The 25,426-nt window shown below is 63.7% G+C and carries 21 protein-coding genes; 6 read left to right on the top strand and 15 right to left on the bottom strand.

The window, feature by feature from the left end; genetic code table 11:
- Positions 1-74: 74 nt before the first annotated feature.
- The 5 genes from C9427_RS11120 to C9427_RS11100 all read left to right on the top strand — a co-directional run bounded on the left by C9427_RS11120 (position 75) and on the right by C9427_RS11100 (position 6,798).
- The gene (locus C9427_RS11120; protein ID WP_107649262.1) at positions 75-827 is read left to right on the top strand and encodes an SDR family NAD(P)-dependent oxidoreductase; all 753 of its coding nucleotides are present in this window, start codon (positions 75-77) and stop codon (positions 825-827) included.
- Between the two features lie 59 nt (positions 828-886).
- Positions 887-2,230: a glucoamylase family protein gene (locus C9427_RS11115; protein ID WP_245437048.1), complete on the top strand. Its 1,344-nt coding sequence runs from the start codon at positions 887-889 to the stop codon at positions 2,228-2,230.
- Positions 2,231-2,389: 159 nt separating this feature from the next.
- Entirely contained in the window at positions 2,390-3,040 is a 651-nt protein-coding gene (locus C9427_RS11110) for a bifunctional DNA primase/polymerase (protein WP_107649199.1), read from the top strand.
- Positions 3,041-3,060: 20 nt separating this feature from the next.
- Complete coding sequence (locus tag C9427_RS11105; protein ID WP_245437047.1) at positions 3,061-5,190, top strand: glycosyltransferase; 2,130 nt, start codon at positions 3,061-3,063, stop codon at positions 5,188-5,190.
- Between the two features lie 33 nt (positions 5,191-5,223).
- A complete protein-coding gene (locus C9427_RS11100; RefSeq protein ID WP_107649261.1) occupies positions 5,224-6,798 on the top strand; it encodes a glycosyltransferase in 1,575 nt (524 codons plus the stop codon).
- Between the two features lie 115 nt (positions 6,799-6,913).
- Here the strand turns inward: C9427_RS11100 and C9427_RS11095 are convergent, their stop codons facing one another.
- The 13 genes from C9427_RS11095 to C9427_RS11030 form a co-directional block, all read right to left on the bottom strand.
- Entirely contained in the window at positions 6,914-8,353 is a 1,440-nt protein-coding gene (locus C9427_RS11095; protein WP_107649197.1) for an aldehyde dehydrogenase family protein, read from the bottom strand.
- A 111-nt stretch (positions 8,354-8,464) separates the two neighbouring features.
- Positions 8,465-8,950 carry a hypothetical protein gene (locus tag C9427_RS11090; RefSeq protein ID WP_107649196.1) on the bottom strand — a complete coding sequence of 162 codons (486 nt, stop codon included), beginning with the start codon at positions 8,948-8,950 and terminating at the stop codon, positions 8,465-8,467.
- Between the two features lie 267 nt (positions 8,951-9,217).
- Entirely contained in the window at positions 9,218-12,055 is a 2,838-nt protein-coding gene (locus C9427_RS11085; protein ID WP_107649195.1) for a nitrate reductase, read from the bottom strand.
- Positions 12,056-12,057: 2 nt separating this feature from the next.
- Entirely contained in the window at positions 12,058-12,387 is a 330-nt protein-coding gene (gene nirD, locus C9427_RS11080; protein WP_107649194.1) for a nitrite reductase small subunit NirD, read from the bottom strand.
- Between the two features lie 211 nt (positions 12,388-12,598).
- On the bottom strand, positions 12,599-15,049 hold the full coding sequence (gene nirB, locus C9427_RS11070; RefSeq protein ID WP_107649193.1) for a nitrite reductase large subunit NirB: 2,451 nt from the start codon (positions 15,047-15,049) through the stop codon (positions 12,599-12,601).
- A 4-nt stretch (positions 15,050-15,053) separates the two neighbouring features.
- A complete protein-coding gene (locus C9427_RS11065) occupies positions 15,054-15,851 on the bottom strand; it encodes an ABC transporter ATP-binding protein (RefSeq protein WP_107649192.1) in 798 nt (265 codons plus the stop codon).
- A 10-nt stretch (positions 15,852-15,861) separates the two neighbouring features.
- Positions 15,862-16,758, bottom strand: a complete 897-nt coding sequence (gene ntrB / locus C9427_RS11060) for a nitrate ABC transporter permease (RefSeq protein WP_107649191.1) — start codon at positions 16,756-16,758, stop codon at positions 15,862-15,864.
- Between the two features lie 60 nt (positions 16,759-16,818).
- Entirely contained in the window at positions 16,819-18,135 is a 1,317-nt protein-coding gene (locus C9427_RS11055) for a CmpA/NrtA family ABC transporter substrate-binding protein (protein WP_107649190.1), read from the bottom strand.
- A gap of 356 nt (positions 18,136-18,491) precedes the next feature.
- Positions 18,492-19,730: a CmpA/NrtA family ABC transporter substrate-binding protein gene (locus C9427_RS11050; RefSeq protein WP_167434317.1), complete on the bottom strand. Its 1,239-nt coding sequence runs from the start codon at positions 19,728-19,730 to the stop codon at positions 18,492-18,494.
- A 2-nt stretch (positions 19,731-19,732) separates the two neighbouring features.
- Positions 19,733-20,335 (bottom strand): ANTAR domain-containing response regulator, encoded by a 603-nt coding sequence (locus tag C9427_RS11045; RefSeq protein ID WP_107649188.1) that lies wholly within the window; start codon positions 20,333-20,335, stop codon positions 19,733-19,735.
- 130 nt (positions 20,336-20,465) lie between these two features.
- Positions 20,466-21,020 (bottom strand): GNAT family N-acetyltransferase, encoded by a 555-nt coding sequence (locus C9427_RS11040; protein WP_107649187.1) that lies wholly within the window; start codon positions 21,018-21,020, stop codon positions 20,466-20,468.
- The gene (locus C9427_RS11035) at positions 21,017-21,325 is read right to left on the bottom strand and encodes a type II toxin-antitoxin system TacA family antitoxin (protein ID WP_097576642.1); all 309 of its coding nucleotides are present in this window, start codon (positions 21,323-21,325) and stop codon (positions 21,017-21,019) included. Before C9427_RS11035 ends, C9427_RS11040 begins: the two co-directional genes overlap by 4 nt.
- 98 nt (positions 21,326-21,423) lie before the next feature.
- Positions 21,424-22,857, bottom strand: coding sequence for an aldehyde dehydrogenase family protein (locus tag C9427_RS11030; RefSeq protein ID WP_107649186.1), 1,434 nt, complete (start codon positions 22,855-22,857; stop codon positions 21,424-21,426).
- A 210-nt stretch (positions 22,858-23,067) separates the two neighbouring features.
- Between C9427_RS11030 and C9427_RS11025 the strand changes: the two genes are divergently transcribed.
- Positions 23,068-23,592 (top strand): MgtC/SapB family protein, encoded by a 525-nt coding sequence (locus C9427_RS11025; RefSeq protein WP_107649185.1) that lies wholly within the window; start codon positions 23,068-23,070, stop codon positions 23,590-23,592.
- A 26-nt stretch (positions 23,593-23,618) separates the two neighbouring features.
- On the opposite strand, the gene C9427_RS11020 is transcribed toward C9427_RS11025, so the two are convergent.
- Both C9427_RS11020 and C9427_RS11015 read right to left on the bottom strand, forming a co-directional pair.
- A complete protein-coding gene (locus tag C9427_RS11020) occupies positions 23,619-24,485 on the bottom strand; it encodes a carbohydrate ABC transporter permease (protein ID WP_107649184.1) in 867 nt (288 codons plus the stop codon).
- Entirely contained in the window at positions 24,482-25,372 is an 891-nt protein-coding gene (locus C9427_RS11015; protein ID WP_107649183.1) for a carbohydrate ABC transporter permease, read from the bottom strand. The genes C9427_RS11020 and C9427_RS11015 overlap by 4 nt, the downstream gene beginning before the upstream one ends.
- Positions 25,373-25,426 lie beyond the last annotated feature (54 nt).

Genomic DNA, 25,426 nt, shown 5'->3' with positions numbered 1-25,426 from the left:
CGCCGTTGACTTCACATTCGCCGCCGATGGCGACCGGCCGGCGCCTCCCGGATAGGAACAGCAAGGAAGATCACATGCCGATGAGTTTCAGGGGACGGTTTGCCGGACGCTCGGCCGTGATCACCGGCGGCGCCTCCGGCATTGGTCTCGCCGTGGCGCAAAGGATCGTTGACGAGGGCGGGCGCGTTTCGATCTGGGATCGCGACCCTGCCCAGATCGAGCGGGCCAGTGCTGTCGTTGCTAACCTGCGCGGCGTGACGGTCGACGTCGCCGATCCCGCAGCGGTCGAAGACGCCGCCCGGCAGACGATCGAAGCGCTTGGCGCGGTCGATATCCTGGTCACCAGCGCCGCCATCACCGGACCGAACATGACGATGTGGGAGTATTCCACCGATGACTGGCGCCAGGTTGTCGACATCAACATAAACGGCGTCTTCTACTGCAACAGGGCGCTGGTTCCGCACATGCTGGAACGCAATTACGGCAGGATCGTCAACATCGCCTCGATCGCCGGCAAGGAAGGAAATCCCAACGCGTCGGCCTACAGCACTTCGAAGGCGGCGGTGATCGGCATGACCAAGTCGCTCGGCAAGGAACTGGCCAAGACCAAGGTGACGGTGAACTGCGTCACGCCGGCCGCCGTGCGCACGGCGATCTTCCAGCAGATGAGCCAGCAGCACATCGACTTCATGCTGTCGAAAATACCGATGGCGCGCTTTGGCGAGGTCGAGGAGGTGGCGGCGCTGATCTCATGGATCGCTTCCGAGGAATGCTCCTTCACGACCGCCGCGGTCTTCGACGTTTCGGGCGGCCGCGCCACCTATTGAGGCAGACTGGACGCGACCCGCCGACGGGCCCCGCGCTGCCCGACCGGAGTCCTCTTCATTTGCCCGACATTGAACCTTCCCTGCCCGATGAGGACCTGCTCGACCGCTTCCAGCGCGCAGCCTTCGACTATTTCCTGGAAACCGTTAATCCGGAGAACGGGCTGGTCGCCGACACGTCGCGGCCAAATTGGCCGGCAAGCATCGCTGTCGTCGGCTTCGCGCTGTCCTGCTATCCGGTCGGGGTCGAGCGCGGCTGGGTCACACGCGATGCCGCCTCGAAGCTGACGCTTGCCGCACTGCGTTTCTTCTGGAACAGCCGGCAAGGCAATGGCGACGATGTCACCGGCCACAAGGGTTTCTACTATCACTTCCTCGACATGCGGACCGGCCTGCGTGCCTGGCGCTGCGAATTATCGATGGTGGACACGGCACTGCTGATGGCCGGCGTGCTGGTGGCCGGGGCTTATTTCCAGGGCGACAGCGAAGACGAGGTCGAAATCCGCGAACTGAGCGAGGCGCTCTACCGGCGCGTCGATTGGCGTTGGGCGCAAGGCCGCCGTCCAACCTTGCGGCAGGGCTGGAAGCCGAAGAGTGGCTTTCTGTACTCTGACTGGGAGGGCTACAACGAAGCGACGATCCTCTATGTCCTGGCGATGGCCTCATCGAACAGACCGGCCTCGGACGACAGCTATGGCGCATGGACGGCGACATATCAGTGGGAGAATATCCATGGCTACGAGGTGCTTTATGGCGGCCCGCTGTTCATGCACCAGTTCTCGCATGCCTGGATCGACTTCGATGGCATTCAGGACGCATTCATGCGGGAGAAGGGCTCGGACTATTTCGAAAACAGCCGACGCGCGACCTACATTCACCGCGATTATGCGCGGCAAAACCCCCATGGCTTCGGCGGCTACGGCGACGGGCTGTGGGGTCTTTCGGCGGGCGATGGACCCGGCAACTTCCGTGCGCGGATCGAGCAGCAGCCGCGCAGATTTTCCGCCTACGCGGCGCGCGGCGCGCCCTTCGGCCCGGACGACGGGACGATCGCGCCGTGGTCCTGTCTCGCATCGCTGCCCTTCGCGCCGGAAATCTGCTTGCCGGCGCTGCGGCATCTCACGGAATGCCACCCCGAGGTGATCGGCAAATTCAGGATGCCGAGCGGCTTTAACCCGACTCTGAAGAACCGGCGAGGCTTCGGCCCGAGCGGCTGGGTGTCGGAAGGACACTATGGCCTGGATCAGGGCATCGTCGTGCTGATGATTGAAAACCACCGCTCACGCCTGATCTGGGATCTGATGCGATCAAGCCCGCATCTGCGTCTCGGCTTGCGAAAAGCCGGATTTAGCGGTGGCTGGCTGTCGCAGCCGGCGAGTCCTCTAAGGCCTGGTTATGTCGAATAGTGGCCATGGCTTTTGCGGCGACAGCGGCCTGATCAAGGATCAATAGTGGCTTGCACATGCTGAGCGGCCGCCAGAGCTTGACGAAAGCACCATTCGGCTAAAGAAGTTCCCCTGACAAAACAAGTTCCAAGTGAATCGCATGGCCGCGGAATACGCTGGATGCCGCCTGACATAACAACCGACTATGCAGTCCGGCTTCTGGCACAGGGTTACATGTGCCTGCCACTTCGTACCGGCGGCAAGCATCTCGACCTCGAGGCGATGGGCTATGACCCGCTGCATCTGCGAAACCGACGCAAGGATTTGAAGGAACTCGCTTTCTGTTCCATCGCGTTCCAACTGGCGCAGAAACCGCCGACCCGCGAGGATATCGAGCGCTGGTTTTGCAAGTTCACCGGAAATGTCGGGATATTGGGAGGCTTCTCCAACTTGCTGATCCTGGATTTCGACAGCGCCGCCGCATATCAAGGCTGGCAAGGCAGGCATGGTGAAATTGCCAGCCGCACGCCGATGGCAAAATCCCCGAGGGGCTTTCATGTCTATCTGAGGACGCGTGAACCGATGGTATCGTCGAGCCTGCATTTCGGCATGCGCCGCGTCGGCCACGTCAAGGCACTTGGCGGCTACGTGGTGGGCAGCCCCTCGCTGCTCAAGGACGGCTCATCCTACGGCTGGCTGGAGAATCAGTCGCCTTTCGATGTCGAGCCTCAGCAGATTGACAGCCTTGCCAGTCTTTCATTGCGTCCGGTCACGCCGCTCAAACACTACTATGACCGCATGCTGAACCGCGGCTTCTTCGAGCGGCAGTGACCAGATCCGGGGAAACGCGATTGGAGGTCACGGTCGTCATCCCGGCAAGGAATGCCGCTGCAACGATCGATGCCGCGTTGCTTAGTCTGATCCCCGACAGAGACCTGATCGGCGAAATCCTTCTGATCGACGACGGTTCGGACGACCGGACCGCGACGAAAGCGACCGAGAGCGCACAACGATACGGATTGCCGCTTGAGGTCGTGAATGTCCGGCTTGGCAGTGCCGGCGCCGCGCGTAACGTCGGCATCGCGCAAGCCAAGGGTAAGTCGATATTCTTCCTCGATGCCGATGACGAGTTGATCAGGGGAGGCCTGTCGCTGCTGTACGATGCGCTTGAACGCAATCCCGGTGCAGGCCTGGCGATCGGGGCCAGCATCCGTCGCACGCGCGGGCGGCCTGACAAGCTCAAGGCGCCGCATGGCTACACAAGCGACAGAACCGAAAACGCCCGGCGATATCTTCGCAACGAACTCTGGCCGATCGCCATGGGAAGCGCGCTGATTTCGACAGCAGCGACAGCCGCCATCCGCTTTCCCTCGGCGATCGGTCTCGACGAAGACACATGCTACTGGGTCGCGATGCTCGCGCGCTACGATGCAGCCACGATTTCGGCACCAGTGCTGCTCTATCATCACGACGAAGCCAGAATGGCACAGCGCTTCATCAGTGCGCCGCGCCGGACTTTTCTGGCCATAGCGCTTGAACTGGACAGGCTGGCGGGCCTGGGCGTCGACAGGAATGCCCTACAGTGGCGAAAAGCCTGGATAGCGCAACGAATTTCACGGCAGCTGATCAGGCACAAAATGTACGCCGACGCGGCGGCCATGATGCGCGCCGTTCGTGCCCACAAAATATCCGGCCGAAGCTGGAAGGCCTTTCAGTACAGCGCCCGCATCCACTTCGGGAACCTGGTTCAAGGGCATGTGCCAGACACACGGTTTTCACGCCCCGCCCCCAACCGCGGCAAGGAGCGGCGCACGCTGGTGCTCTGCTATGATCCGGCTTTTCCCCCCGTCTCGGGCGCGGATTTGAGGAACCATGGCAACGCAGTGGCCGCGGCGGAACTGGGATCTGTCTGCCTCGTCTCGATCCGGCCTCAGCCCGATCCGTCGAAACCGGCCGACACCCGCATTCGAACGGCGGCCTTGACGCTCGCGGGAGAAGCTCGCACGGCCTCGATCGGCTGGTGGAGAACAGGCGCCGAGAAACGAATTTCGCGCGCCGCGCTGAAGCGTCTGGAGGCAATTATCCGAGCGTTTGAACCGGACAGCATCGTCGTCGAGGGCATTGCCTTGTTCAAGCTGCTCCGACCCTTGCGGCCATTGGCGGGGCAGCTCATCCTCGACATGCACAATGTCGAATCCGATCTGGCGGGGCAGTTGCAGGGCGCCGACACGACAAGATCGACGCCTGCCGCCTATGGCGTCAGGCGCCTCGAAAGAAAGGCGCTCGGCATCGTCGACAGGGCCTGGGTCTGCTCACGCCTCGACCACGACAAACTGGCGGCACTGTCCCGGCGCGAGGTGCCGATCGATATTGTTCCGAACGGCATCCCTCGTTTCGAGGACATTGCGGTTGACCTGCCAGCGGAGGCAGCAATGTCCGAAAGTTTTCCGGTCATTCTCTTCATCGGCCATCTCGGATACCAGCCAAACATCGATGCCGCCGGGCGTCTTGCCCGCGCCATCCTGCCCCGCATCCAGGAAAGGCTTCCGATGGCGAGACTGGTTCTTGCCGGCCGATACCCCAAACCGGCCGTGAAGGCGCTGAGCGGGCTGCAAGGCGTCGACCTCGTCGAGAATCCGGACGATCTTAGGCCGCTGCTGGCCCGCGCGCATCTCAGCATCATTCCGCTTTCAGCGGGTGGCGGCACGCGCATCAAGATCCTGGAAGCGATGGCCTGGGGCATTCCGGTGATCGCGACACCGCTGGCGGTCGAAGGCCTGGATATGGTCGACGGTGAAGAGGTGTTGCTGTCTGATACGGACGAGGGCCTTGCCGGCCTGGCTATCGAGCTTTGCCTGGACCGCATGAGCATGGCGAGGCAGCGCGCCCGCGCGCATGAAAGCGTATGGTCCAGGTTTGGCCCGGCGGCCATAAGCAACGCCGTTAGTGCGGGATTTGGGCTGGACGATGCCGGCACATGACGCCCTTTGCAACCGCCGATCGATGAGCTGCCGATGATCCCCACCATCCTGCACCAGACCTGGAGGACCGACAGCGTCCCTGCCCGCTTCCAGGGCTACGTCGAGAGCTGGAAACGGCACCATCCCGGCTGGACGATCATGTTCTGGAACGACCGGATGCTGCTCGAGTTCGTCGCCGAGCACTATCCGGATTTCCTGCCGACCTTCTGCAGCTATTCGCACGGGGTGCTGCGCGCCGATGCGGCACGCTACCTGCTGCTTTACCATTTTGGCGGGGTCTACGCCGATATCGACTGCGAATGCGTGGCGCCTTTCGATCCGATCATGGGCGAGGATCGGATCGTGCTCTGCACCGAGCCGGCTTCGCACGAACTCGTCCAGGCGAAGTTTCGAGGGCTGCCCTACCTGCTGTTCAACGGCACGATGGTGAGCCCGCCCCGGCACCCCTTCTGGCTGCAGCTTTTGTCGCTGTTGCCGGGATTGGTCCACGCCAAGGAAGCGCTCGATGCGACCGGCCCTTGCGTGCTGACCTCCGCGCAGCTCGGCTATCGCGACCAGACGGCCTTCGCCATTCATCCGAACGCCTTGTTCGCGCCAATGGACTCGGCCGGGCGGATGGAGACGCAAGCCGGCAATGGCACGCCGACGCTGTCGATCCATCACTGGGCGGGCACATGGTGGACGGCAAGGCCCGCGACGCGGTGGCGGGACAAGCTTCGCAATCACGCTTACCGGTTCTGGCACCATCTGACACGCGGCGCCCATCTTGACGAGGCCGCGGCGAAAGCGGGCGTCAGCCAGGCGGCGCTTTCTGCGGGGCGCCCTTCGGGCTCGAACATTGCCATACTGGTGCCGCTTCGCGATGCGGCCGACCATATCCAGCCATTTCTCGATGCCTTGCAAAGGCTCGACTATCCCAAGAACAGGATCAAGCTGGTCTTTTGCGAAGGCGACAGTTCCGATGGCAGTTGGGACAGGCTGAAGGCGGCAACGGCGCCGCTTGCCACCAGCTACCGCGGCATTGTCCTGCTGCAAAAACATCTGGGCACAAGCCTTGACCGGGACAAGCGGGCAAGACCGCGGCAGCAGCGCGAAAGACGCAGCGCCATTGCCAAGATACGCAACCATTTGATTGATCAAGGTCTGGCTACCGACGACGCCTGGGCGCTGTGGATCGACATCGATGTCTGGCGATTCCCGAGCGATGTCGCTAACCAATTGATCGCAGCCGGGCATCGCATCGTCGTTCCCAACTGCGTCAAGATCGCCGGCGGCGACAGCTTCGACCTGAATAGTTTCGTCACCACCCAGCCCGAAAAGAACTATCGCTACTATCGCGACATACGCGGCGGTCTTTACCAGCCGCCTGCCTATTCGATGGCCCGGCTACATCTGAGCGATATCAGGCATCTCGACAGCATCGGTCTCGATGGCGTCGGCGCAACCATGCTACTTGTCGATGCCGCACTGCATCGTGGCGGCCTGCGGTTTCCGGAAATCCCCTATCGCGACCTGATCGAAACCGAGGGCTTTGGCGCCCTCGCCAACGATCTGGGCATCAGGCCGGTCGGCCTTCCCAAGCTCGAGATACTGCATGTTCCGTGGTGACGGGTTGTCGATCCTATAAACTTGCCGCGCACTTTGTGCGGCGAGCCAGGTCAGGCCGGCATTTTTGAATGTCTTCCGGCCTGCCTGATCCGTGCGTGATACTTGCCGAGCTTGATTAGCCGGCAAATGTATAGGCGGTTTTCACTGTGGTATAGAATTCCGCCGCGTAGCGGCCTTGTTCGCGCGGGCCAAAGCTCGATCCCTTGCGGCCACCGAAGGGGACATGGAAGTCGACGCCCGCCGTCGGCAGGTTGACCATCACCATGCCCGCCTCCGAATTACGCTTGAAATGCGTAGCGTGCTTGAGGCTCGACGTGCAGATGCCCGAGGTCAGCCCAAAAGGCGTGTCGTTGGCCACAGCAAGCGCCTCATCATAGTCCTTGACGCGGATGACGCTGGCGACAGGTCCGAAAATCTCCTCGCGTGAAATGCGCATCGCGTTGCTGGCTCCGGTGAACAGCGCCGGCTGCAGGTAGAAGCCGGGCGTGTCGCGATCGAGCCGCTCGCCGCCGAAAGCGAGATCGGCGCCTTCCTTGCGGCCGATGGCGATGTAGTCCTCGTCCTGTTTCAGCTGGCTGTCGTCGACGACCGGACCGATCTGGGTTTTCGCATCGAGGGCATCGCCGACGACCAGCTTGCCCATGCGGTCCTTCAGCGCCTCGACGAAGCGGTCGTGAATGGCGTCGGTAACGATCAGCCGGGACGACGCCGTGCAGCGCTGGCCAGTCGAGAAGAAGGCGCCGTTGAGCGCGCAGTCGACGGCAACGGCCAGGTCGGCATCGTCGAGCACGACAAGCGGGTTCTTGCCGCCCATTTCGAGCTGGAACTTGCGCATATGCTCGACGCTTGCCGCGGCGACGCGCTTGCCGGTGCCGACCGAGCCGGTGAAGGTGATGGCATTGAGGTCCGGGCTGTCGAGCATGGCCTGGCCGACCACCGAACCCTTGCCCATGACGAGGTTGAGCACGCCCTTGGGCAGGCCGGCGCGGTGCAGGATATCGACAATGGTCCAGGCGCTCTCCGGGACCAGCTCGGCCGGCTTGAAGACGATGGTGTTGCCGTGAGCGAGTGCCGGAGCAATCTTCCAGGCGGGAATCGCGATCGGGAAGTTCCATGGGGTGATGATGCCGACGACGCCGACCGCTTCACGCGTGATCTCGACGCCGACACCCGGCCGCACGCTCGGCACCAACTCGCCCGACAGGCGCAGCGCCTCGCCGGCGAAGAAATCGAAGATCTGGGCGGCGCGCACGGTCTCGCCGATGCCCTCGGCCAAAGTCTTGCCTTCCTCGCGCGCCAGGGACCGGCCGATTTCATCTTTGCGCGCAGTGATCTCGTCCGATGCCTTCCTCAACACTGCATGGCGTACCAGCGGGCCGGAACGTGACCATGCCGCAAACGCCGCTTTCGCCGCCGCAATGGCTTGCCGGGCCTGCTCGGCGCCGGCGGAAGCATATTCGCCGACGACATCGCTGGTGTTGGATGGATTGATGTTGCGGGAGCCGGGCTCGCCCACCCACTCGCCATCGATGAGGTTCTTTCGAAACAGGGTCATGTCGCAGTCTTCCTAGCCGTTCGGTTGCCGTCTATCTGGACCACTGGCCACCACACGGCAAGACCGCCGGACGGTAAAGTTCTGCTGTTCGGCAGACATATGCTGCGCATCTCACACTGCGAAAGACCAGAACAGGCAGGCCAGCGTCGCCGCGGCGAAAATGACAAAGAACAGACTTCTCAGAAGGATATTGCGGCGCAGCTCATTCATGAAGAGATGGCAGGCCACGACGGCCGCCACGAACAGAAAGCGCCAGTTCAGCAGCGCCGTCAGGGCACCAGCCTGGCCGAAAGCCCATCTGGCGGCGAGGCAGCCGATGATGGTGGCGAACAACACGATCACCGTCCAGAAGATGGCATCCGCGGCGTTTGTCAGAACGATGCCGGCCGCCCTGATGGGCAGGATCATCATCAGCAGCGCACTGAAAAAATACACCGCGGCAAGCGGGATGAAAATCCCGGCATCGGCAATGTCGTCCAGGCGTTTGGCGCCGATTGCGCCATAGGGATAGCCATGCCTGGCTACCGCCAGGCTCAGCGCCATCAGCAAAGCCGTCAGCACGGCGACCAGTGCAAATGAGGTGAGAGCCTTGCTCATGCCTTGTCCCCGGCGAATCGAACTGGAATGTTGGTAGCCCACCGTCTGTAAATGGCTGGTAAGCGTCAAGGAAGCGCGGTGACTAGAGCATGATGCCGAAAAGTGTGAAGCGGTTTTCGGACGACATCATGCTCTATCTCTTTGATTTAGAGCCGGATTCAGATTTCAGGTCGACTTGACCTGAAATCATCCGGCTCTAGGCTTTCGGAAATTGCCTTCATGGCGGAACCGTTCCCCGCCGCGGGACATCCAACGGCAGGCGCGCCTTCACTCCGCCGCTTGCAGGCGGCGCGCGTCGATAATGGTTCTGATCTCGGCGCGGCAGGAGCCGCAATTGGTGCCGGCGCCCAGAGCGGCGCCGATCGCCGCGACGCTGGCGCAGCCGCCGCGCACCGCTTCCGCGATCTGATTGGCGCCGACCCCGAAACAGGAGCAGACGACGGCGCCACGGTCGATGTGATTGCCGCCCGGCCGCCCCGCCACGATCGCCAGCCGTCCGCGCCGATCGGCATGATCCGCGCCCAACTGCTCCGCGACCCAGCTACGTGACACCGCGACCGGGCCGGGCGCCAGATAGAGCGCGCCGACCAGCCGGCTGCCTGCAAAGCGGGCGAAACGATAGTGCCCGCCGGCAGCGTCATGATAGGCGAGCGTCTCGCCCTGCGCATCGTCGCCGAGGAGCGAGGCGGCGAACATCGTCCAGTCCCGGCCGCCTTGCAGCGCAAGCTCAAGGCGCCAGCCGGCGGCGCAGCGGGCGAGGCTCCAGTAATCGGCGTCGATCGAAGCCGGCCGTTCGGCGAGCACCGCGAAGCCGAAGGCAGCGGCAGCGAAGCGTTCCAGGCGCGCGGCGACGTTCTTCGAGGCCGGCTGGCCTGAAATCGCGTCGGTGATCGGCGCCACCAGCGCGTCGACCCGGGCGCGGACGGCGAACTGATCCGTCCAGTGCATCGGCACGAACACCGAACCCGGCCGCTGCCGCGCTGTCACCAGCGCGCGCAGCAGCGCTTCGCCGTGAACAGTCGAGACCCGCACGATGTCGGCGTCGCCGATGCCGAAGTGCCGAGCATCGGCCGGGTGGATTTCGGCGAAAGGCTCGGCGATGTGCTGGGACAGGCGCGGGCTTTTTCCCGTGCGTGTCATGGTGTGCCAGTGATCGCGGACACGGCCGGTGTTGAGGATCAGCGGATAGTCCGGGCTGGTGCGGGTTTCGATCGTTGGGCGGATGGCGATGAAGCGCGCCTTGCGGTCGGGTGTGTAGAAGTTGCCGTTGGCGAAGAAGCGGGTGGGGCCCTCTGGTCGCCGAGCCCAGGCACCCCCCTCTGGCCTGCCGGCCATCTCCCCCTCAAGGGGGGAGATTGGCAGCGTCTGCGCGTCGCTCATTTCAGCAATGTCCGAGGTTGGCGAAAGCGGTGGCGATAGCTGATCTCCCCCCTTGAGGGGGAGATGGCCGGCAGGCCAGAGGGGGGTGCCTGGGCTCGGCGCTGGCCACTGGAATGGAGCCAGCGCGTCGTAGTCTTCTCCATCGATCCGGGCATAAGCGCCGATATCGAAATCGCGCGCACTGTCATTTTCAAACCCCGACAGCGCTGCGTGCTCGGCAAAAATCTCCGCTGCCGAGGCATGCGAAAACGCCTCGTCAAAGCCCATCCGCCTCGCCACTTCGGCGACAATCCACCAGTCGGGCCGTGCTTCGCCTGGAAGGTCCAGGAACGCCCGCTGGCGCGAGATGCGGCGCTCCGAATTGGTGACGGTGCCGTCCTTCTCGCCCCAGGCGGCGGCGGGCAGCCGGACATGGGCGTGGCGGACCGTATCGGTGCTCGCCAACACGTCCGACACCACGACGAAAGGGCAGGCCTTGATCGCCGCTTGGACGGCGTCGGCATCGGGCATTGAATCCACAGGGTTGGTGGCCATGATCCACAGCGCCCTGATGCGCCCATCGGCCACGCCTTGAAACATCTCGACCGCCTTCAGGCCAGGCTTTTGCGCAACGGCCGGTGCATTCCAGAAGCGCTGTACCCTCTCACGATGCTCGGGGTTTTCGATCTCCATATGGGCGGCCAGCATATTGGCCATGCCGCCGACCTCGCGGCCGCCCATGGCGTTGGGCTGGCCGGTCACCGAAAACGGCCCTGTCCCCGGTTTGCCGATGCGGCCGGTGGCAAGATGGCAGTTGATGATGGCGTTGACCTTGTCGGTGCCCGAGGACGACTGGTTGACGCCCTGGCTGTAGACGGTCACCGTCTTCGCGGTTGCCGCAAACAGGCTGTAGAAACGGCCAAGCTCGTCCTCGCTCAGGCCGGTGGCGGCGGCGATGCCGGCAAGGTCGAGCGCCGAGGCGGCGAAAAGGGCTTGGCCGAAACCGGCCGTGTGCGCCGTGATATAGGCGCGGTCCAGCGCATTGTGCTGGCCGAGATAGGCGAGCAGCCCAGTGAACAAAGCAACGTCGCCATCCGGCGCGATCGCCAGATGCAGGTCGGCGATATCCGATGTCATGGTGCGGCGCGGATCGACCAGCACCACCTTCATCTCCGGCCGTTTTTCACGGGCGGCGGCGATGCGCTGGTAGAGCACGGGATGGCACCAAGCGAGATTGGAGCCGACCAGCACGATCAGGTCGGCAAGTTCAAGGTCCTCGTAGTTGCCCGGCACGGTGTCTGAGCCGAAGGCGCGGCGGTGGCCGGCAACCGAGGAGGCCATGCACAGGCGCGAATTGGTATCGATATTGGCCGAGCCGATGAAGCCCTTCATCAGCTTGTTGGCGACGTAATAGTCCTCGGTCAGCAGCTGGCCGGAGACGTAGAAGGCGACCGCGTCGGGGCCGTGCTCGGCGATGGTTTGCGAAAAGGTCGAGGCGACACGGTCGAGCGCCTCGTCCCAACTGGTACGGCGGCCGTGGATCTCGGGATGGAGCAGCCGGCCGTCGAGGTCGATGGTCTCGGCGAGAGCCGAACCCTTGGAGCAAAGCCGGCCGAAATTCGCGGGATGATCAGGGTCGCCGCGGACAGTTACCTCACCGTCCGCGGCGACCTTCGCCAGCACGCCGCAACCCACCCCGCAATAGGGGCAGGTGGTCCTCACCTCGCGCGCTTCGTCAATCTGCATTGTCAGGCCGCGCGGCTGGCCAGCGCTTCGAGCGCCAGGAACAGCCGCTCGCCCTCGACCTTCACCGGGATGGTGCGCACGCGACCTTCGTCGGCGCCGAGCGCCTTGCCGGTTTCCAGCGAGATCACCCAATTATGCAAGGGGCACGTCACCGCCGCACCATGCACGATACCCTGGCTGAGCGGCCCACCCTTGTGCGGGCAATGGTCGTCGATGGCATAGACCTGGTCGTCCGCCGTGCGGAAGACGGCGATTTTCCCCTCAGGGGTGTCGACACAGCGCGCGCCGCGGCGGGGAATGTCGGAGAGAGAGCCGATAGCGATCCAGGTCATTGGGCTGCCTTTGCTTGATCTGAATGCGCCCAGGCACCCCCCTCTGTCCTGCCGGACATCTCCCCCGCAAGGGCGGAGATCGGATGTCGTGACGGCTTTCGCCAATCGCCAACGTTGGCCGAAGGGCCAAGACGCTGAAACTGCCGATCTCCTCCCTTGCGGTGGAGATCGCCGGCAGGGCAGAGGGGGGTAAACGGCGCAATCATCTCCATCACTCCGCCGCCTCCGCAAAACCCACCGAAGCCATCGGCCGGAATTCGTGCTTGTCCTTGCCGGAGACGCGTTCCGACCACGGGTCGACCTGGGCGAATTTCTGGCTGAAGACGAAGCGCTCGTAATAGGCCTTGCGCTTTTCGCCGTCGTCCATGATCTGGCGCCTGATCTCTTCCATGCCGACGCGCTTGGCCCATTTGTAGATGCGCTCGAGATAGCGGCCCTGCTCGCGGTACATCTGCGTCAGCGCCACGATGTGCTCCAGCGCCTCGTCCTCGGTCTTCACCAGGCCGAGCACTTCGGTGCCCTTGATGTCGAGGCCGGCGGCGCCGGCGAAGTGGATCTCGTAGCCACTATCGACGCAGATGACGCCGACATCCTTGCAGGTCGCCTCGGCGCAATTGCGGGGACAGCCCGACACCGCCATCTTGACCTTAGCCGGGGTCCACGAGCCCCACATGAATTTCTCGATGCGGATGCCGAGCCCCGTCGAATCCTGCGTGCCGAAGCGGCACCAGTCGGAGCCGACGCAGGTCTTCACCGTGCGCAGACCCTTGGCATAGGCATGGCCGGAGACAAAGCCGGCCTGGCCGAGATCGGCCCATACCGCCGGCAAGTCCTCCTTGCGGATGCCAAGCATGTCGATGCGCTGGCCGCCGGTGACCTTGACCATCGGGATCTCGAACTTGTCGACGACATCGGCGATGGCGCGCAGTTCCGCGGCGTTGGTGACGCCGCCCCACATGCGCGGCACCACCGAATAGGTGCCGTCCTTCTGGATGTTGGCGTGGACGCGCTCGTTGACGAAGCGCGACTGATAGTCGTCGGCGTAGTCGTCCGGCCAGTCGCAGACGAGATAGTAGTTGAGCGCCGGCCGGCATTTGGCGCAGCCGCAGGAGGTTGTCCATTCCAGCTCCTGCATGACGGCCGGAATGGTCTTCAGGCTCTTGGCCATGATCAGCCGGCGGACCTCGTCATGGCCGAGCGCGGTGCAGCCGCACATGGGCTGGACGGCGGCCGGATTGTATTTGTCGCCGATGGTCAGCACCATCAGCTTCTCGACCAGCCCGGTGCAGGAGCCGCAAGAGGCGGAGGCCTTGGTGTGGGCGCGCACATCGTCCAGCGAGGTCAGGCCCCTGGCCGTGATCGCGCCGGTGATCTTTCCCTTGCAAACGCCGTTGCAGCCGCAGATTTCCGCATCATCCGGCAAGGCTGCAACGGCCGCCATAGGGTCCAGCGGGGCACCCCCCTGGTAGGACTGGCCGAAGATGAGCGTATCGCGCATTTGCGATATGTCGGTCTGCTTCTTCTTGAGGTCGTTGAACCAGGCGCCGTCGCCCGTCTCGCCATAGAGCACGGTGCCGATGATGCGGTCGTCCTTCAGCACCAGGCGCTTGTAGACGCCGGCGGCCGCATCGCGCAGCACGATCTCCTGGCGGTCCTCGCCCTCGGCGAAGTCACCGAGCGAGAACAGCTCGATGCCGGTGACCTTGAGCTTGGTCGGCGTGTCCATGTGGACGAAGGCCGCTTTTTCGTCGCCGGCAAGCTGGCTGGCGGCAACGCGCGCCATCTCGTAGAGGGGCGCCACCAGCCCGTAGACCATGCCGTTGACCTCGGCGCATTCGCCGATCGCGTAGATGTCGGGGTCGTTGCTGCGCATGCCGGCGTCGACGACGATGCCGCGATTGACGGCTATGCCGGTCTCCTTGGCCAGAGCCGCGTTCGGCCTGATGCCGACCGCCATGATCACCAGCGTCGCCGGAATGACGGTGCCGTCGGCAAGCTCCACCTGCTCGACCTTGCCGTTGCCGGTGATTGCCTGGGTGTTGGCCTTGGTGATGACCTTGATGCCGCGCTCTTCCACCGCGCGCTGCAGGAGATAGCCGGCGGCCGGATCGAGCTGGCGCTCCATCAGCGTCGGCATGACATGCAGCACGGTGACGTCCATGCCTTGCGCGTTGAGGCCGGCCGCGGCCTCAAGCCCGAGCAGGCCGCCGCCGATGACAACGGCCTTGGCCCGCGACTGGGCGGCCAGCAGCATCGCCTGCACATCGTCGAGGTCGCGGTAGGTCAGCACGCCGGGCAGATCGTGGCCGGGCACGGGAATGATGAACGGCACCGAACCGGTGGCGATGACAAGCTTGTCGTAAGGCTCGGTGACGCCGTGATCGGAGGTGACGGTTTTTGCTGTCCGGTCGATGGCGACGATCTTGTGGCCCTTGTAGAGGGTAATGCCGTTGGCGATGTACCAGCCATCGCCGTGGATGATGATCTCCTCAAAGGCCTTTTCGCCTGACAGCACCGGCGACAGCATGATGCGGTCGTAGTTCACCCTAGGCTCGGCGTTGAAGATGGTCACCTGGTAGCGGCCGGGCGCCTGCTCCAGCAGATGCTCCAGCATGCGGCCCGGGGCCATGCCGTTGCCGATGATGACGAGTTTCTCGGTCATGGCGTTACTCCGCGGCTTCGACGAAGCGGTGGCGTTCGTAGAGGAACTTCAGCACCGCCTCGCGGCAGCGCAGGAAGGTGCGGTCGGAAGAGAGTTCGACGCGCCGGCGCGGCCGCGCCAACGGCACGGCAAGCACCTCGCCAATGGTCGCCGCCGGGCCGTTGGTCATCATGACGATGCGATCGGACAGCAGCACCGCCTCGTCGACATCATGGGTGATCATGATCGTCGTCGAGCCGAGCCTGGAATGGATGTCCATCACCGCGTCCTGCAGATGGGCGCGGGTCAGCGCGTCGAGCGCGCCGAACGGCTCGTCGAGCAGCAGGATCTTCGGCTCCATGGCCAGCGCGCGCGCAATGCCGACGCGCTGTTTCATGCCGCCCGAAATCTCAGCCGGGCGCTTGTCCCTGGCATGGGCCATCTGCACGAGGTCGAGGTTGCGCATGATCCAGTCGTGCCGCTCGGCTTTGGTCTTGGTCGAACCGAACACCTTCGACACCGCCAGATTGATGTTCTCGTAGACGGTGAGCCACGGCAGCAGGCTATGGTTCTGGAACACCACGGCGCGTTCGGGACCGGGGCTGTCGACCTCCCTGTCCTCGAGCAGCACCGCGCCGGCGGAGACCTTGGTCAGCCCAGCGATCAGGTTGAGCAAGGTCGACTTGCCGCAGCCGGAATGGCCGATGATCGAGACGAATTCACCCTTGTCGATGGTGAGCCTGATATCCCTGAGCACCTCGCTGACCTGGCCCCCGCGAGCGAAGGATTTGTCGATATGGTCGAGTTTCAGATAGGCCGTCATCGTCCTCTCCTTACTTTGCCGTGGTGCCGCGGGTGACGATGGCGCCGGCCGCCGCGACCAGGCGGTCGAGGCAGAAGCCGGTGACGCCGATATAGGCGAGCGCGACGATGATGTCGGGCAGCCTGGACGAGTTCCACGCGTCCCAGATGAAGAAGCCGATGCCGACGCCGCCGGTCAGCATCTCGGCGGCGACGATGGCAAGCCAGGACAGGCCGATGCCGATTCTGAGGCCGGTGAAGATGTAGGGGGCGGCGGCCGGCACCATGATCTTCACGAAAAACTCGAACTGGTTGAGCCTGAGGATGCGGGAGACGTTGCGATAATCCTCGGGGATGTTGCGGACGCCGACGGCGGTGTTGATGATGACCGGCCAGATCGAGGTGATGAAGATGACGAAGATCGCCGACGGGCTGGAGTCGCGGAACGCCGCCAGCGACAATGGCAGCCAGGCCAGCGGCGGCACCGTGCGCAGGATCTGGAACACCGGATCGAGGCCGCGCATCGCCCAGACCGACTGGCCGACCAACGCGCCTAGCGCGACGCCGACGACAGCCGCCAGGCCGAAACCGATGGCGACGCGCTGCAGCGAAATCAGCACCCGCCAGGCCAGACCGATATCCTGGGGGCCATTGTCGAAGAACGGATGGGCGATCAGGTCGTAGGCCTCGTTCCACACCTGACTCGGTGGTGGCAGGCTGGCGGTGGGCGACGAGCAGGCGACCTGCCAGACGACGAGCATGAGGGCGATGACGATCGCCGGCGGCACCAGCGCGCTCGCCAGCTTGCCGGCAATCACGACCGGGTCGAAGCGGCGTCGCGTCTTGGCGGCGAAGGCAATCACCTCAGCCGGTTTGGCCGGCGCGGGGAACGCTTTCACCTTGGTGTCCTCGATGGCTTGGATGGACATTTTTTCGAAAACTCCGTGGGTCGGTTCTGAGCGACAAACGGCGCAACGCGCCGTTTGTGCTTAAGCCGATGCCTTGATCTTCAGGCTGTCGAGATAGGCGGATGGGTTGGCCGGATCGAAGGTCTTGCCGTCGAAGAAGGTCTCGACGCCGCGCGACGAGGACGCCGGGATGTCGCTTGCCGCGACGCCGAGATCCTTGGCCGCCTCGCGCCACAGATCCTCGCGGTTGACCTGGTCGACCAGCGCCTTGATGTCGGTGGTCGGTGCGAACTTACCCCAGCGGATGTTCTCGGCCAGGAACCAGCTGTCGTGGCTCTTATAGGGATAGGACACGCCGCCCTTCCAGAACTTCATGTAGAGGTCGGTGCCGTTGGCGACGCGGCCATTGCCATAATTGATGTCGCCCTTGAGGCGGCCAATGATATCGGCAACAGGCACATTCATCCACTGCCGCTTGCCGATGATGGCGGCCATCTCGTCCTTGTTTTCCATGGCCTCGCACCATTGCTGGGCTTCCATGACGGCCATCAGGATCGCCTTGGTGGCGTTGGGGTATTTCTCGATGAATTCGGCGCGCAGGCCGAGCGCCTTTTCCGGATGCCCCTTCCACAATTCGCCTGTGGTGGCGGCGGTGAAGCCGACGCCCTGGTGGACGAGCTGCTCGTTCCACGGCTCGCCGACGCAGAACACGTCCATATTGCCGACCTTCATGTTGGCCACCATCTGCGGCGGCGGCACGACGATGGTCGAGACGTCCTTGTCGGGATCGATGCCGCCGGCGGCGAGCCAATAGCGCAGCCAGAGATCATGGGTGCCGCCCGGGAAGGTCATGGCGGCCTTGATCTCCTTGCCCTCTGCCTTCTTGGCGGCGAAGGCGTCCTTCAGCTTGGAGGCGTCGAGGCCGACGCCGGTGGCGGCATATTCCTGGGCGACCGAAATGGCCTGGCAGTCGTAGTTGAGCCGCGCCACGATCGCCATCGGCAGCGGCTGGTTGTTCTGCGTCACCTTGCCGGTGTGCATGAGGTACGGCATCGGCGTCAGAATGTGGGCGCCGTCAATGCCGTTGGCCTCGCCGCCGAGCATCAGATTGTCGCGCGTCGCGCCCCAGGAGGCCTGCTTGAGCACCTCGACATCGGGCATGCCGAATTTGGCGAACAGACCCTTCTCCTTGGCGATCATCAGCGGGGCCGCATCGGTCAGCGCGATGAAGCCGAGCTTGGCGCCGGTCACCTCGGGAGCAGCCGTGGCGGCATAGGCGCCCGACGGGAAGAGCTTGCGCGCAGCCACGAACAGCCCCGCCGTCAGCGCGCTACTGGCAAGAAAATCGCGGCGCGTCATGTCCTTGAGCGTTGTTCCAGTTCCGATCCGTTTCGTCATCGTCGTCTCCGGTTGGACGCGGCTTCGGATCCGCGTCGTCGATTGTGTGTTCGGTCAAAACAAAAAAGCCGCCGACCAGGCCGTCGCGCCCGAGAAACGGGATCGCGTGTTGACCTGAGCAGCAGCTTTGCCTGTGGCGCCCGCCATTGGACGCCTGTTCCGTGACCCATAAAGAGCCTACCGTTTACGAAGCAGGAACCGTGCCAGTTTCGAACGGGAGGAAAAATATCAATGGAATCAGGGATGCGTGCCGATCGGGACGCTCCGGGACCGAACGCCGGACAGGCCAAAGTTTGTTCATTGGCGCTATTGCACGCACAATTTTTGTGCAATGCACAAGAATGGCGTGGAAATGATCAGGTTTCGGTGCGGGCCGATTTTTGGCCGGCAATGTAGGCGTCGATCTCGTCGGGATCGAAGATCTGGCCGTCGAAAAAACCGTCGGGACCGAGCACCAGGCTTGCCCCTGCCGAACCAACCGGCGTCGCCACTTTCAGCGCGCCCTCGACCTTGGCATTGGCGCCCGGAAGCGCCACACCGAGCGGCTTCAGCGCCGAGCGGTAGAGGTCGGGCCGGTAGCAATCCCTGGCGATGGCGAGATTTTCCGGCGTGTGCGCGATATGGCCCCAGCGCACCATCTGCGTGTAGAACCAGAGCGCATGACTCTTCCAGGGAAAGTTCGCCGCCTTGTCGAAAGGCAGGAAGAAGTCGTCGATGGTCTTTTCCGCCTCGCCGTCGAGATCAAGGCGTCCGGTCAGGATCGGCATCTGCACCGCCGGCGGCAGGCCGAGAAAGCCGGGCTGCGCCATCACGGCGGCCAGTTCACCATGGTTGGCCGGATTCTGGCACCAGCGGGCCGAATGATGCAGCGCGCGCAGCAGTGCCGCCAGCGCGTCGGGATTCTGCTCAGCCCACGCCTTGCGCACGCCGATCACCTTTTCCGGGCTGTTGCGCCACAACAGCGCCTTGACGGTGACGATGTGGCCGGTGCCGGCGGCGACCGAGGCGCTGTTCCAGGGTTCGCCGACGCAATAGCCGTCGATGCGGCCGGCGGCCAGCGCATCGGCCATGAAGGGCGGCGGCACGATGACGATCTCGATCTCCTGGGTGGGGTCGATGCCGCAGGCGGCGAGCCAGTAGCGCAGTTCGTAATTGTGCCCGGAATGCGGATGCACGACCGCGAAGCGGAGCGGATCGCGGCCGGCTTTTGCCCGCTCACGGATCAATGCTCCGAGCGCCTTGCCGGTCCGCGCCGGATCAAGGTCGGGCATGGCGCCATGCGCGGCCATGCCGGCCCAGACCGCATTCGAAACCGTAACGCAATTGCCGCCAAGCCCGAGCGAGAACGGCACGATGGTCTCGGAGGCGAGCGGGGTGAGCCCCAGATTGCAGGCGAGCGGCATCGGCCCCAGCATATGCGCGAGGTCGAAATGGCCGATGGCGATGCGGTCGCGGATATTGGCCCAGGAAGTCTCGCGGTGCAGCGTGAGTTCGATGCCTTCGCGCGCGGCAAAGCCCATCTCGCCGGCCGCCACCAGCACGGCGCTGTCGAACAGCGGCATGAAGCCGGCGGTGATCTGGTGCGTCGCGCCCATCTTCATTCGTCCTCCGCCGGTCCGAGCAGCCCGGCCGCCGTGACCAGACTCTGGGCGATATCGCTGATCTTGCGGTTCTGGTTCATCGCCGTCTTGCGCAGCAGTGTGTAGGCGGCCTCTTCGCTCAAGCCCCGCGATTTCATCAATATGCCCTTGGCGCGGTCGATGACCTTGCGGCTCTCCAGCTCGCTGCGCGCCTCTTCCAGCTCGCGCGCCATGCGCGAGAAGGCGTTGAAGCGGCTGACCGCCATGTCGAGGATCGGCTTGACCCGCTCCTGCCGCAGACCGTCGACGACATAGGCCGACACCCCGGCATCGACCGCCGCCTCGATCGAGGCCTGGTCGGAGCGGTCGACGAACATGGCGATCGGCCGCTTCACCGCGCGCGACAGTTGGAACATGTTCTCCAGCATGTCGCGGTTGGGGTTTTCGAGATCGATGACGATGACATCCGGCTCGATCTCGGCGATGCGCCGCGCAATGCCTGACACATCATGGATGACGGTGACCCGCTCATGCCCGGCCTCGCGCAAGCCGGCCTCGATGATCGAGGCGCGGATGCGGTTTTCGTCGATCACCAGAACGGCGAGTGTGGAGCGGACCATGCCGGTATTTTGCCGATGCGGGGGAATTGTGCAATGCGGGATGGCGAGATGAGCCCGCAATGCCTGCCTATGGGAGGTCTGTGAAGGCGGGGGGCGAAAAAGCACGACCTCCGGTTCGATCTCCTTCGTCCTACACTGTGGCTTTCAACATGTCTTGAATAGTTTTGATCGGCAGGAATAGCCGAAGCTCGTTCGAGGGCAGCGCAATGAAGCCGTGGTCGGTATAGAGCTTCTTTCTCCGCCTCACCTTGACCGGGTCGCCGCAGTCCAGGACGTCCAACATGACCACGGCAATTCCGATTTGCTCCGCAGCCCCGGCGATGCGTATCAGCGCGTCGAGGAGAAGATCGCCGCCATATCCGTTGCCGGAAAATCGGATATCGACACCCATCATGGACAAATAAGCCGCGGGGATATTTCCGTGCCCCGGCCTGGTTCTCGCGTATTTCGCAGGCAGTTCGGCATAGTCGACCGCATGCGAATTGATGGCGTAAAAGCCGATCAAATCCGCATCAGGACCGAGCATCACGAAGACGCGAATATTATCGGCCTTGGACAGTTTGTTGGCCGTCTTCTTGAAGAAGTTATCAACCTGCTCATTGCCGCAGGAAAAAGCCGCTCGATCATGCTTTTCAGGATCGAACGGCTCTATGATGTCACGTGCTTCCGGGCGCGTCTGCGTCACTTGGAAACGACGGTCTCTCTATATCGGGCAAATGACGCCCGCATACGATCTGTCGGCTGCGGAGGATTGTCGATCGCGGCAAAGAAAGCGGCATGATCCACCGCCTGCAGAGTGGTGCGTTCATGGGCCTGGATCGTTTCCATGGCAGCTCTGTACGCAGCATTCATGGTGAAAACGGAATCGTCCACGCCTGCAAGAGCCGCCGCTTGCTGGATAGCTTTCTTGATACGAGGCTTCGTACGGAAGTTCATCCGCTCGCTGCTGCGTTCTTCGATTTCTCGAACTTCATCATGGAAAGCCGACATGACAGCCTCCTGTTTCTCGGGATATATAAGTACGTCACTGCGGCGTACAAATCAAGAAGACTCGCCGCCCGTCACCGCATGCCTTAACCGACTGGTATCTACTCCGCCGCCTCGTACCCCGCGATGCCCTTGATCTCCAGAAAATCCTCCAGCCCGTATTCGGCGTATTCGCGGCCGTTGCCGGATTGCTTGTAGCCGCCGAAGGGCAGGCTGGCGTCCCATTGGGGATAGTTGATGTAGACGTTGCCGGAGCGCATGCGGGCCGCCACTTCGCGCGCCTTCTTTATATCTTTGGCCTGGATGTAGGAGGCCAGGCCGTAGACGGTGTCGTTGGCCTGCTCGATCGCCTGCTCGACACTGTCGTAGGGCATGATCGCCAGCACCGGCCCGAAGATCTCTTCCCTGGCGACGCGCATGTCGGGGGTGACGTCGGCGAAGACGGTTGGCCTGATGTAGTAGCCGCGGTTGAGTTCGGCGGGGCGGCCGGGGCCGCCGGTCACCAGAGTGGCGCCTTCGTCGATGCCGCTCTGGATCAGGTCCTGGATCTTGTCGAACTGGATCTGGCTGACCACCGGGCCGAGCTTCGAACCCGGCGCGTCGGCCGGACCGACGGTGAATCTCTCCGCCGCCGCCTTGGCATAGCCGGCCGCCTCGTCGTGGCGGTCGCGCGGCACGAACATGCGCGTCGGCGCGTTGCAGGACTGGCCGCTGTTGCTGAAGCAGCCGGCGACGCCCTTGCTGACGGCGGTCGACAGATCGACATCGGGGAACAATATGTTGGCCGACTTGCCGCCGAGTTCCTGATGCACGCGCTTGACCGTGTCGGCCGCAGCCTTGGCTACCAGTATACCGGCGCGGGTCGAGCCGGTGAACGACATCATATCGACATCGGGATGGCTCGCCAGCGCCTGGCCGACAGTCGGGCCGTCGCCATTGACGAGATTGAAGACGCCCTTCGGCACGCCGGCCTCGTCGAGGATCTCGGCGAAGATGACGGCGTCGAGCGGCGCGATCTCGCTCGGCTTCAGCACCATGGTGCAGCCGGCGGCAAGTGCCGGACCGACCTTGCAGGTGATCTGGTTGAGAGGCCAGTTCCACGGCGTGATCAGGCCGACGACGCCGATCGGCTCCTTGACGACGAGGTTGTTGCCCTTCACGTGGCGGAACTCGAAACGCTTCAGCACTTGCGCCATCTTCTGCAGATGCGCGAGGCCGATGCCGACCTGGCTGTCCAGCGCCATCTTGCGCGGCGCGCCCATTTCGCGCGACACGGCCAGCGCCAGATCGGCGCTGCGCTTCTTGTAGACAGCAATGATGCGGTTGAGGAGATCAAGCCGCTCGGCGACTTCGGTGAACCCGAACGTGTTGAAGGCGCGCTTGGCGGCCGCCACCGCCTTGTCGACATCGGCCTTGCTGCCAAGCGATATCTGGGCGAAGGCATCTTCGTTGGAGGGATCAATGACGTCGAAGCTGTTCGGCACGACCGGATCGACCCAGGCGCCGTCAATATAGAACTGCAGATTATGTGACATGGGTTCTCTCCTTCGGGCCGCCGAAGTTCTCAGATGGTGAGATCGGTCGTCGTATCGTGCGAGAGATAACGATGCGCCAGGAACGATATCAAACGCAAGTGCCGGCGATTGAGCCAGCCCCCGGACCGATAAATCGTCGGTGGCCGGGCGACCTCCCAGGAACCTGATCCGCCCGAGCACGTTGTGGACGGTCACGCGCCCTGGGTATCCATGGAACAACTCTTCGAAGAATTCGGCCATCCGACCTATGTCCCGTTTCCGGTGATCGCTGCGAGGCTGCTGCTGGCGGCGGTCTTCGGTGCCGCAATCGGGTTCGAACGCGAATGGCGCAATCGGCCCGCCGGGCTGCGCACCCACATCCTGGTCTGCGTGGCGGCGGCCACCTTTGGCATACTGACGATCGAGATCGTTCACGCGCCGATGTTCGCGCAGGACTCCGTCAAGGTCGATCCCATCCGCGTGGTCGAAGCGGTCACCGCCGGTGTCGCCTTCCTGGCTGCCGGCTCCATCATGTTTTCGAGAGGCGAAGTCCACGGGCTCACGACTGGCGCGGGCATGTGGCTGGCCGGCGCGATCGGCGTGGCTTGCGGGCTTGGCCTGTGGCAGGTGGCGGCGCTCGGCACGCTATTGGTGCTTGTCGCGGCGGGTCTTCTCTACAGCTTCGCGGCAAAGACCGGGATCGGCGAGGAACAGGGAAAGCCTAAGTCCGACGGGACCAAGCCGCGCAAGGGCTGACGAGCCTCGGCCATGCCTCCCACCAATCAGCCCTTGATGGCCGAGCCGACTATGGAGTCGACGAAGAAGCGTTGCAGGAAAACGAAGAGAATGAGCGGCGGCAGTACGGCGAGCGTTGCGCCGGCCATCACCAGGCCGGTGTTGACGGCGCCTCTGTTGTAGCTCAGCAGCCGGCTGAGGCTGATGACGATCGGGTAGTCGTCGGCATTGCCCTGCAGCACGGTGAGCGGCCACAGATAGCTGTTCCAATGATAGACGAAGGCGAACAGCGCCAGTGCGGCGATCGCCGGAGCGACGCTTGGCGCGACGATCTTGAACAGGATCAGCAGTTCGGACGCGCCGTCCATGCGCGCGGCGTCGATGAGATCGTCAGGCACGCCCGATATGAACTGGCGCATCAGGAAGATGCCGAAGGCGTTGGCGAGGTTGGGCACGATGATGCCGGCAAGGCTGGCATTGAGCCCGATCGAGCCGACCAGGCGATAGAGCGGGATCAGCGTCACGATCGGCGGCAGGAACATGGTGGCGATCAGCACGGAAAACAGCAGCGAGCGGCCGGGAAAGCTGTATTTGGCGAAGGCGTAGCCGGCCATCATGCTGGTGACGAGGATGCCGGCTGTGGTGATCGAGGCGATGAGCAAGGAGTTCCACATCGAGCGGCCGACATTGATGACGCCGGACACCTTCTCGTAGGCCTCCAGGTTCGGCGCACGCGGTATCCACACCGGCGGCACCTGCATGGTCTCGGCCGGCGTCTTCAGGCTGGAGAGCACCATCCATACCAGGGGGAAGGCGGACGCCACGGCGACCAGCAGCATCAAGATGGCGAGCAGCGCCCGGCGTCCAGACGGGCGCTTGCGTGGCAGCCAGTTCGGCGATCCTGCCGCGCTCATTCGTCATCCTTCCGGTTGGCGAGGGCGAACAGCGCGCAGACGACGACCACCAGCGACAGCATCAGCATCACCGCCATGGCAGAGCCCAGCCCGCCCTGCGCGCGCTCGATGCCGACGCGGCGGATGTGGAAGGTCAGCACATTGGTCGAGCCGACCGGCCCGCCTTGCGTGATCAGCGCAACCGGCTCGAACACCTGCACCGCGTTGATGATGGCGATGACGGCGCTGAACAAAAGCGTGCGCCGCAACAGCGGCAGGGTGATGAAGCGGAACTGCTCGCGCCGGCTGGCGCCGTCCAGCTTTGCCGCCTCGTAGAGGCTACCCGGGATCTGCGTCAGCCCCGCCACCGCCAGCACAGTGAAATAGCCGACCTGCTGCCAGACATTGAGGAAGACGATCGAGACCAGCGCCGAGCGCGGCGAGGACAGCCAGGGCTGCGGGCCGATGCCGATGAGACCAAGCATCTGGTTGAGCGGCCCTTCGCTCGGCGAATAGAGCTTCGACCAGACCAGCGCAACGGCGATCATCGGCACCATATAGGTGGAGAACAGCACCGTGCGCAGCGCCGTGCCGCCGGCCACGTCGCGCTGATAGACCATCAGGCCGAAAGCGACCGACAGCGGCAGGATCAGGACGACCGAGAGCGCGGTGTAGAGCGCGGTGTTGAGGAGAGCGCCCTTGAAGTCGCGTCCGACCGAGGCCGACCCGAAAATCTCGCGAAAATTGTCGAGACCGATGAAGCTCGCCTCGGCAAAGGGCGTCTGCGTCGACCAGTCCTGGAACGACAGCCAGACGGTGAGCAGCATCGGCAGCAGGATGAAGACGCCGATCAATGTCACGGCGGGCGCCAGCATGATGCCCGCCGAGGCACGATAGGCTTTGGTCATCTGCTCCGTTCCAAAAGCGCGGTGTTTTGCAAAAAGCGCGGGCTGGCGAACCCA

This window comes from Mesorhizobium helmanticense (assembly GCF_003034915.1).
In the GTDB taxonomy this organism is placed as follows: Bacteria; Pseudomonadota; Alphaproteobacteria; order Rhizobiales; family Rhizobiaceae; genus Mesorhizobium; species Mesorhizobium helmanticense.
Note: the sequence above shows the minus strand (reverse complement) of the source record. Positions and strands in the feature narration are given on the sequence as shown.

Coding starts and splice junctions, on each gene's coding strand:
- C9427_RS11090 (WP_107649196.1), bottom strand. CDS start 8,950: ATGAGCAAGGCTCTCACCTCATTTGCACTGGTCGCCGTGCTGACGGCT.
- C9427_RS11030 (WP_107649186.1), bottom strand. CDS start 22,857: ATGTCACATAATCTGCAGTTCTATATTGACGGCGCCTGGGTCGATCCG.
- C9427_RS11120 (WP_107649262.1), top strand. CDS start 75: ATGCCGATGAGTTTCAGGGGACGGTTTGCCGGACGCTCGGCCGTGATC.
- nirB (WP_107649193.1), bottom strand. CDS start 15,049: ATGACCGAGAAACTCGTCATCATCGGCAACGGCATGGCCCCGGGCCGC.
- C9427_RS11095 (WP_107649197.1), bottom strand. CDS start 8,353: ATGACCCTGTTTCGAAAGAACCTCATCGATGGCGAGTGGGTGGGCGAG.
- C9427_RS11110 (WP_107649199.1), top strand. CDS start 2,390: ATGCCGCCTGACATAACAACCGACTATGCAGTCCGGCTTCTGGCACAG.
- nirD (WP_107649194.1), bottom strand. CDS start 12,387: ATGACCTGGATCGCTATCGGCTCTCTCTCCGACATTCCCCGCCGCGGC.
- C9427_RS11015 (WP_107649183.1), bottom strand. CDS start 25,372: ATGACCAAAGCCTATCGTGCCTCGGCGGGCATCATGCTGGCGCCCGCC.
- C9427_RS11055 (WP_107649190.1), bottom strand. CDS start 18,135: ATGACGAAACGGATCGGAACTGGAACAACGCTCAAGGACATGACGCGC.
- C9427_RS11085 (WP_107649195.1), bottom strand. CDS start 12,055: ATGCAGATTGACGAAGCGCGCGAGGTGAGGACCACCTGCCCCTATTGC.
- ntrB (WP_107649191.1), bottom strand. CDS start 16,758: ATGTCCATCCAAGCCATCGAGGACACCAAGGTGAAAGCGTTCCCCGCG.
- C9427_RS11065 (WP_107649192.1), bottom strand. CDS start 15,851: ATGACGGCCTATCTGAAACTCGACCATATCGACAAATCCTTCGCTCGC.
- C9427_RS11025 (WP_107649185.1), top strand. CDS start 23,068: ATGGAACAACTCTTCGAAGAATTCGGCCATCCGACCTATGTCCCGTTT.
- C9427_RS11035 (WP_097576642.1), bottom strand. CDS start 21,325: ATGTCGGCTTTCCATGATGAAGTTCGAGAAATCGAAGAACGCAGCAGC.
- C9427_RS11100 (WP_107649261.1), top strand. CDS start 5,224: ATGATCCCCACCATCCTGCACCAGACCTGGAGGACCGACAGCGTCCCT.
- C9427_RS11045 (WP_107649188.1), bottom strand. CDS start 20,335: ATGGTCCGCTCCACACTCGCCGTTCTGGTGATCGACGAAAACCGCATC.
- C9427_RS11050 (WP_167434317.1), bottom strand. CDS start 19,730: ATGGGCGCGACGCACCAGATCACCGCCGGCTTCATGCCGCTGTTCGAC.
- C9427_RS11020 (WP_107649184.1), bottom strand. CDS start 24,485: ATGAGCGCGGCAGGATCGCCGAACTGGCTGCCACGCAAGCGCCCGTCT.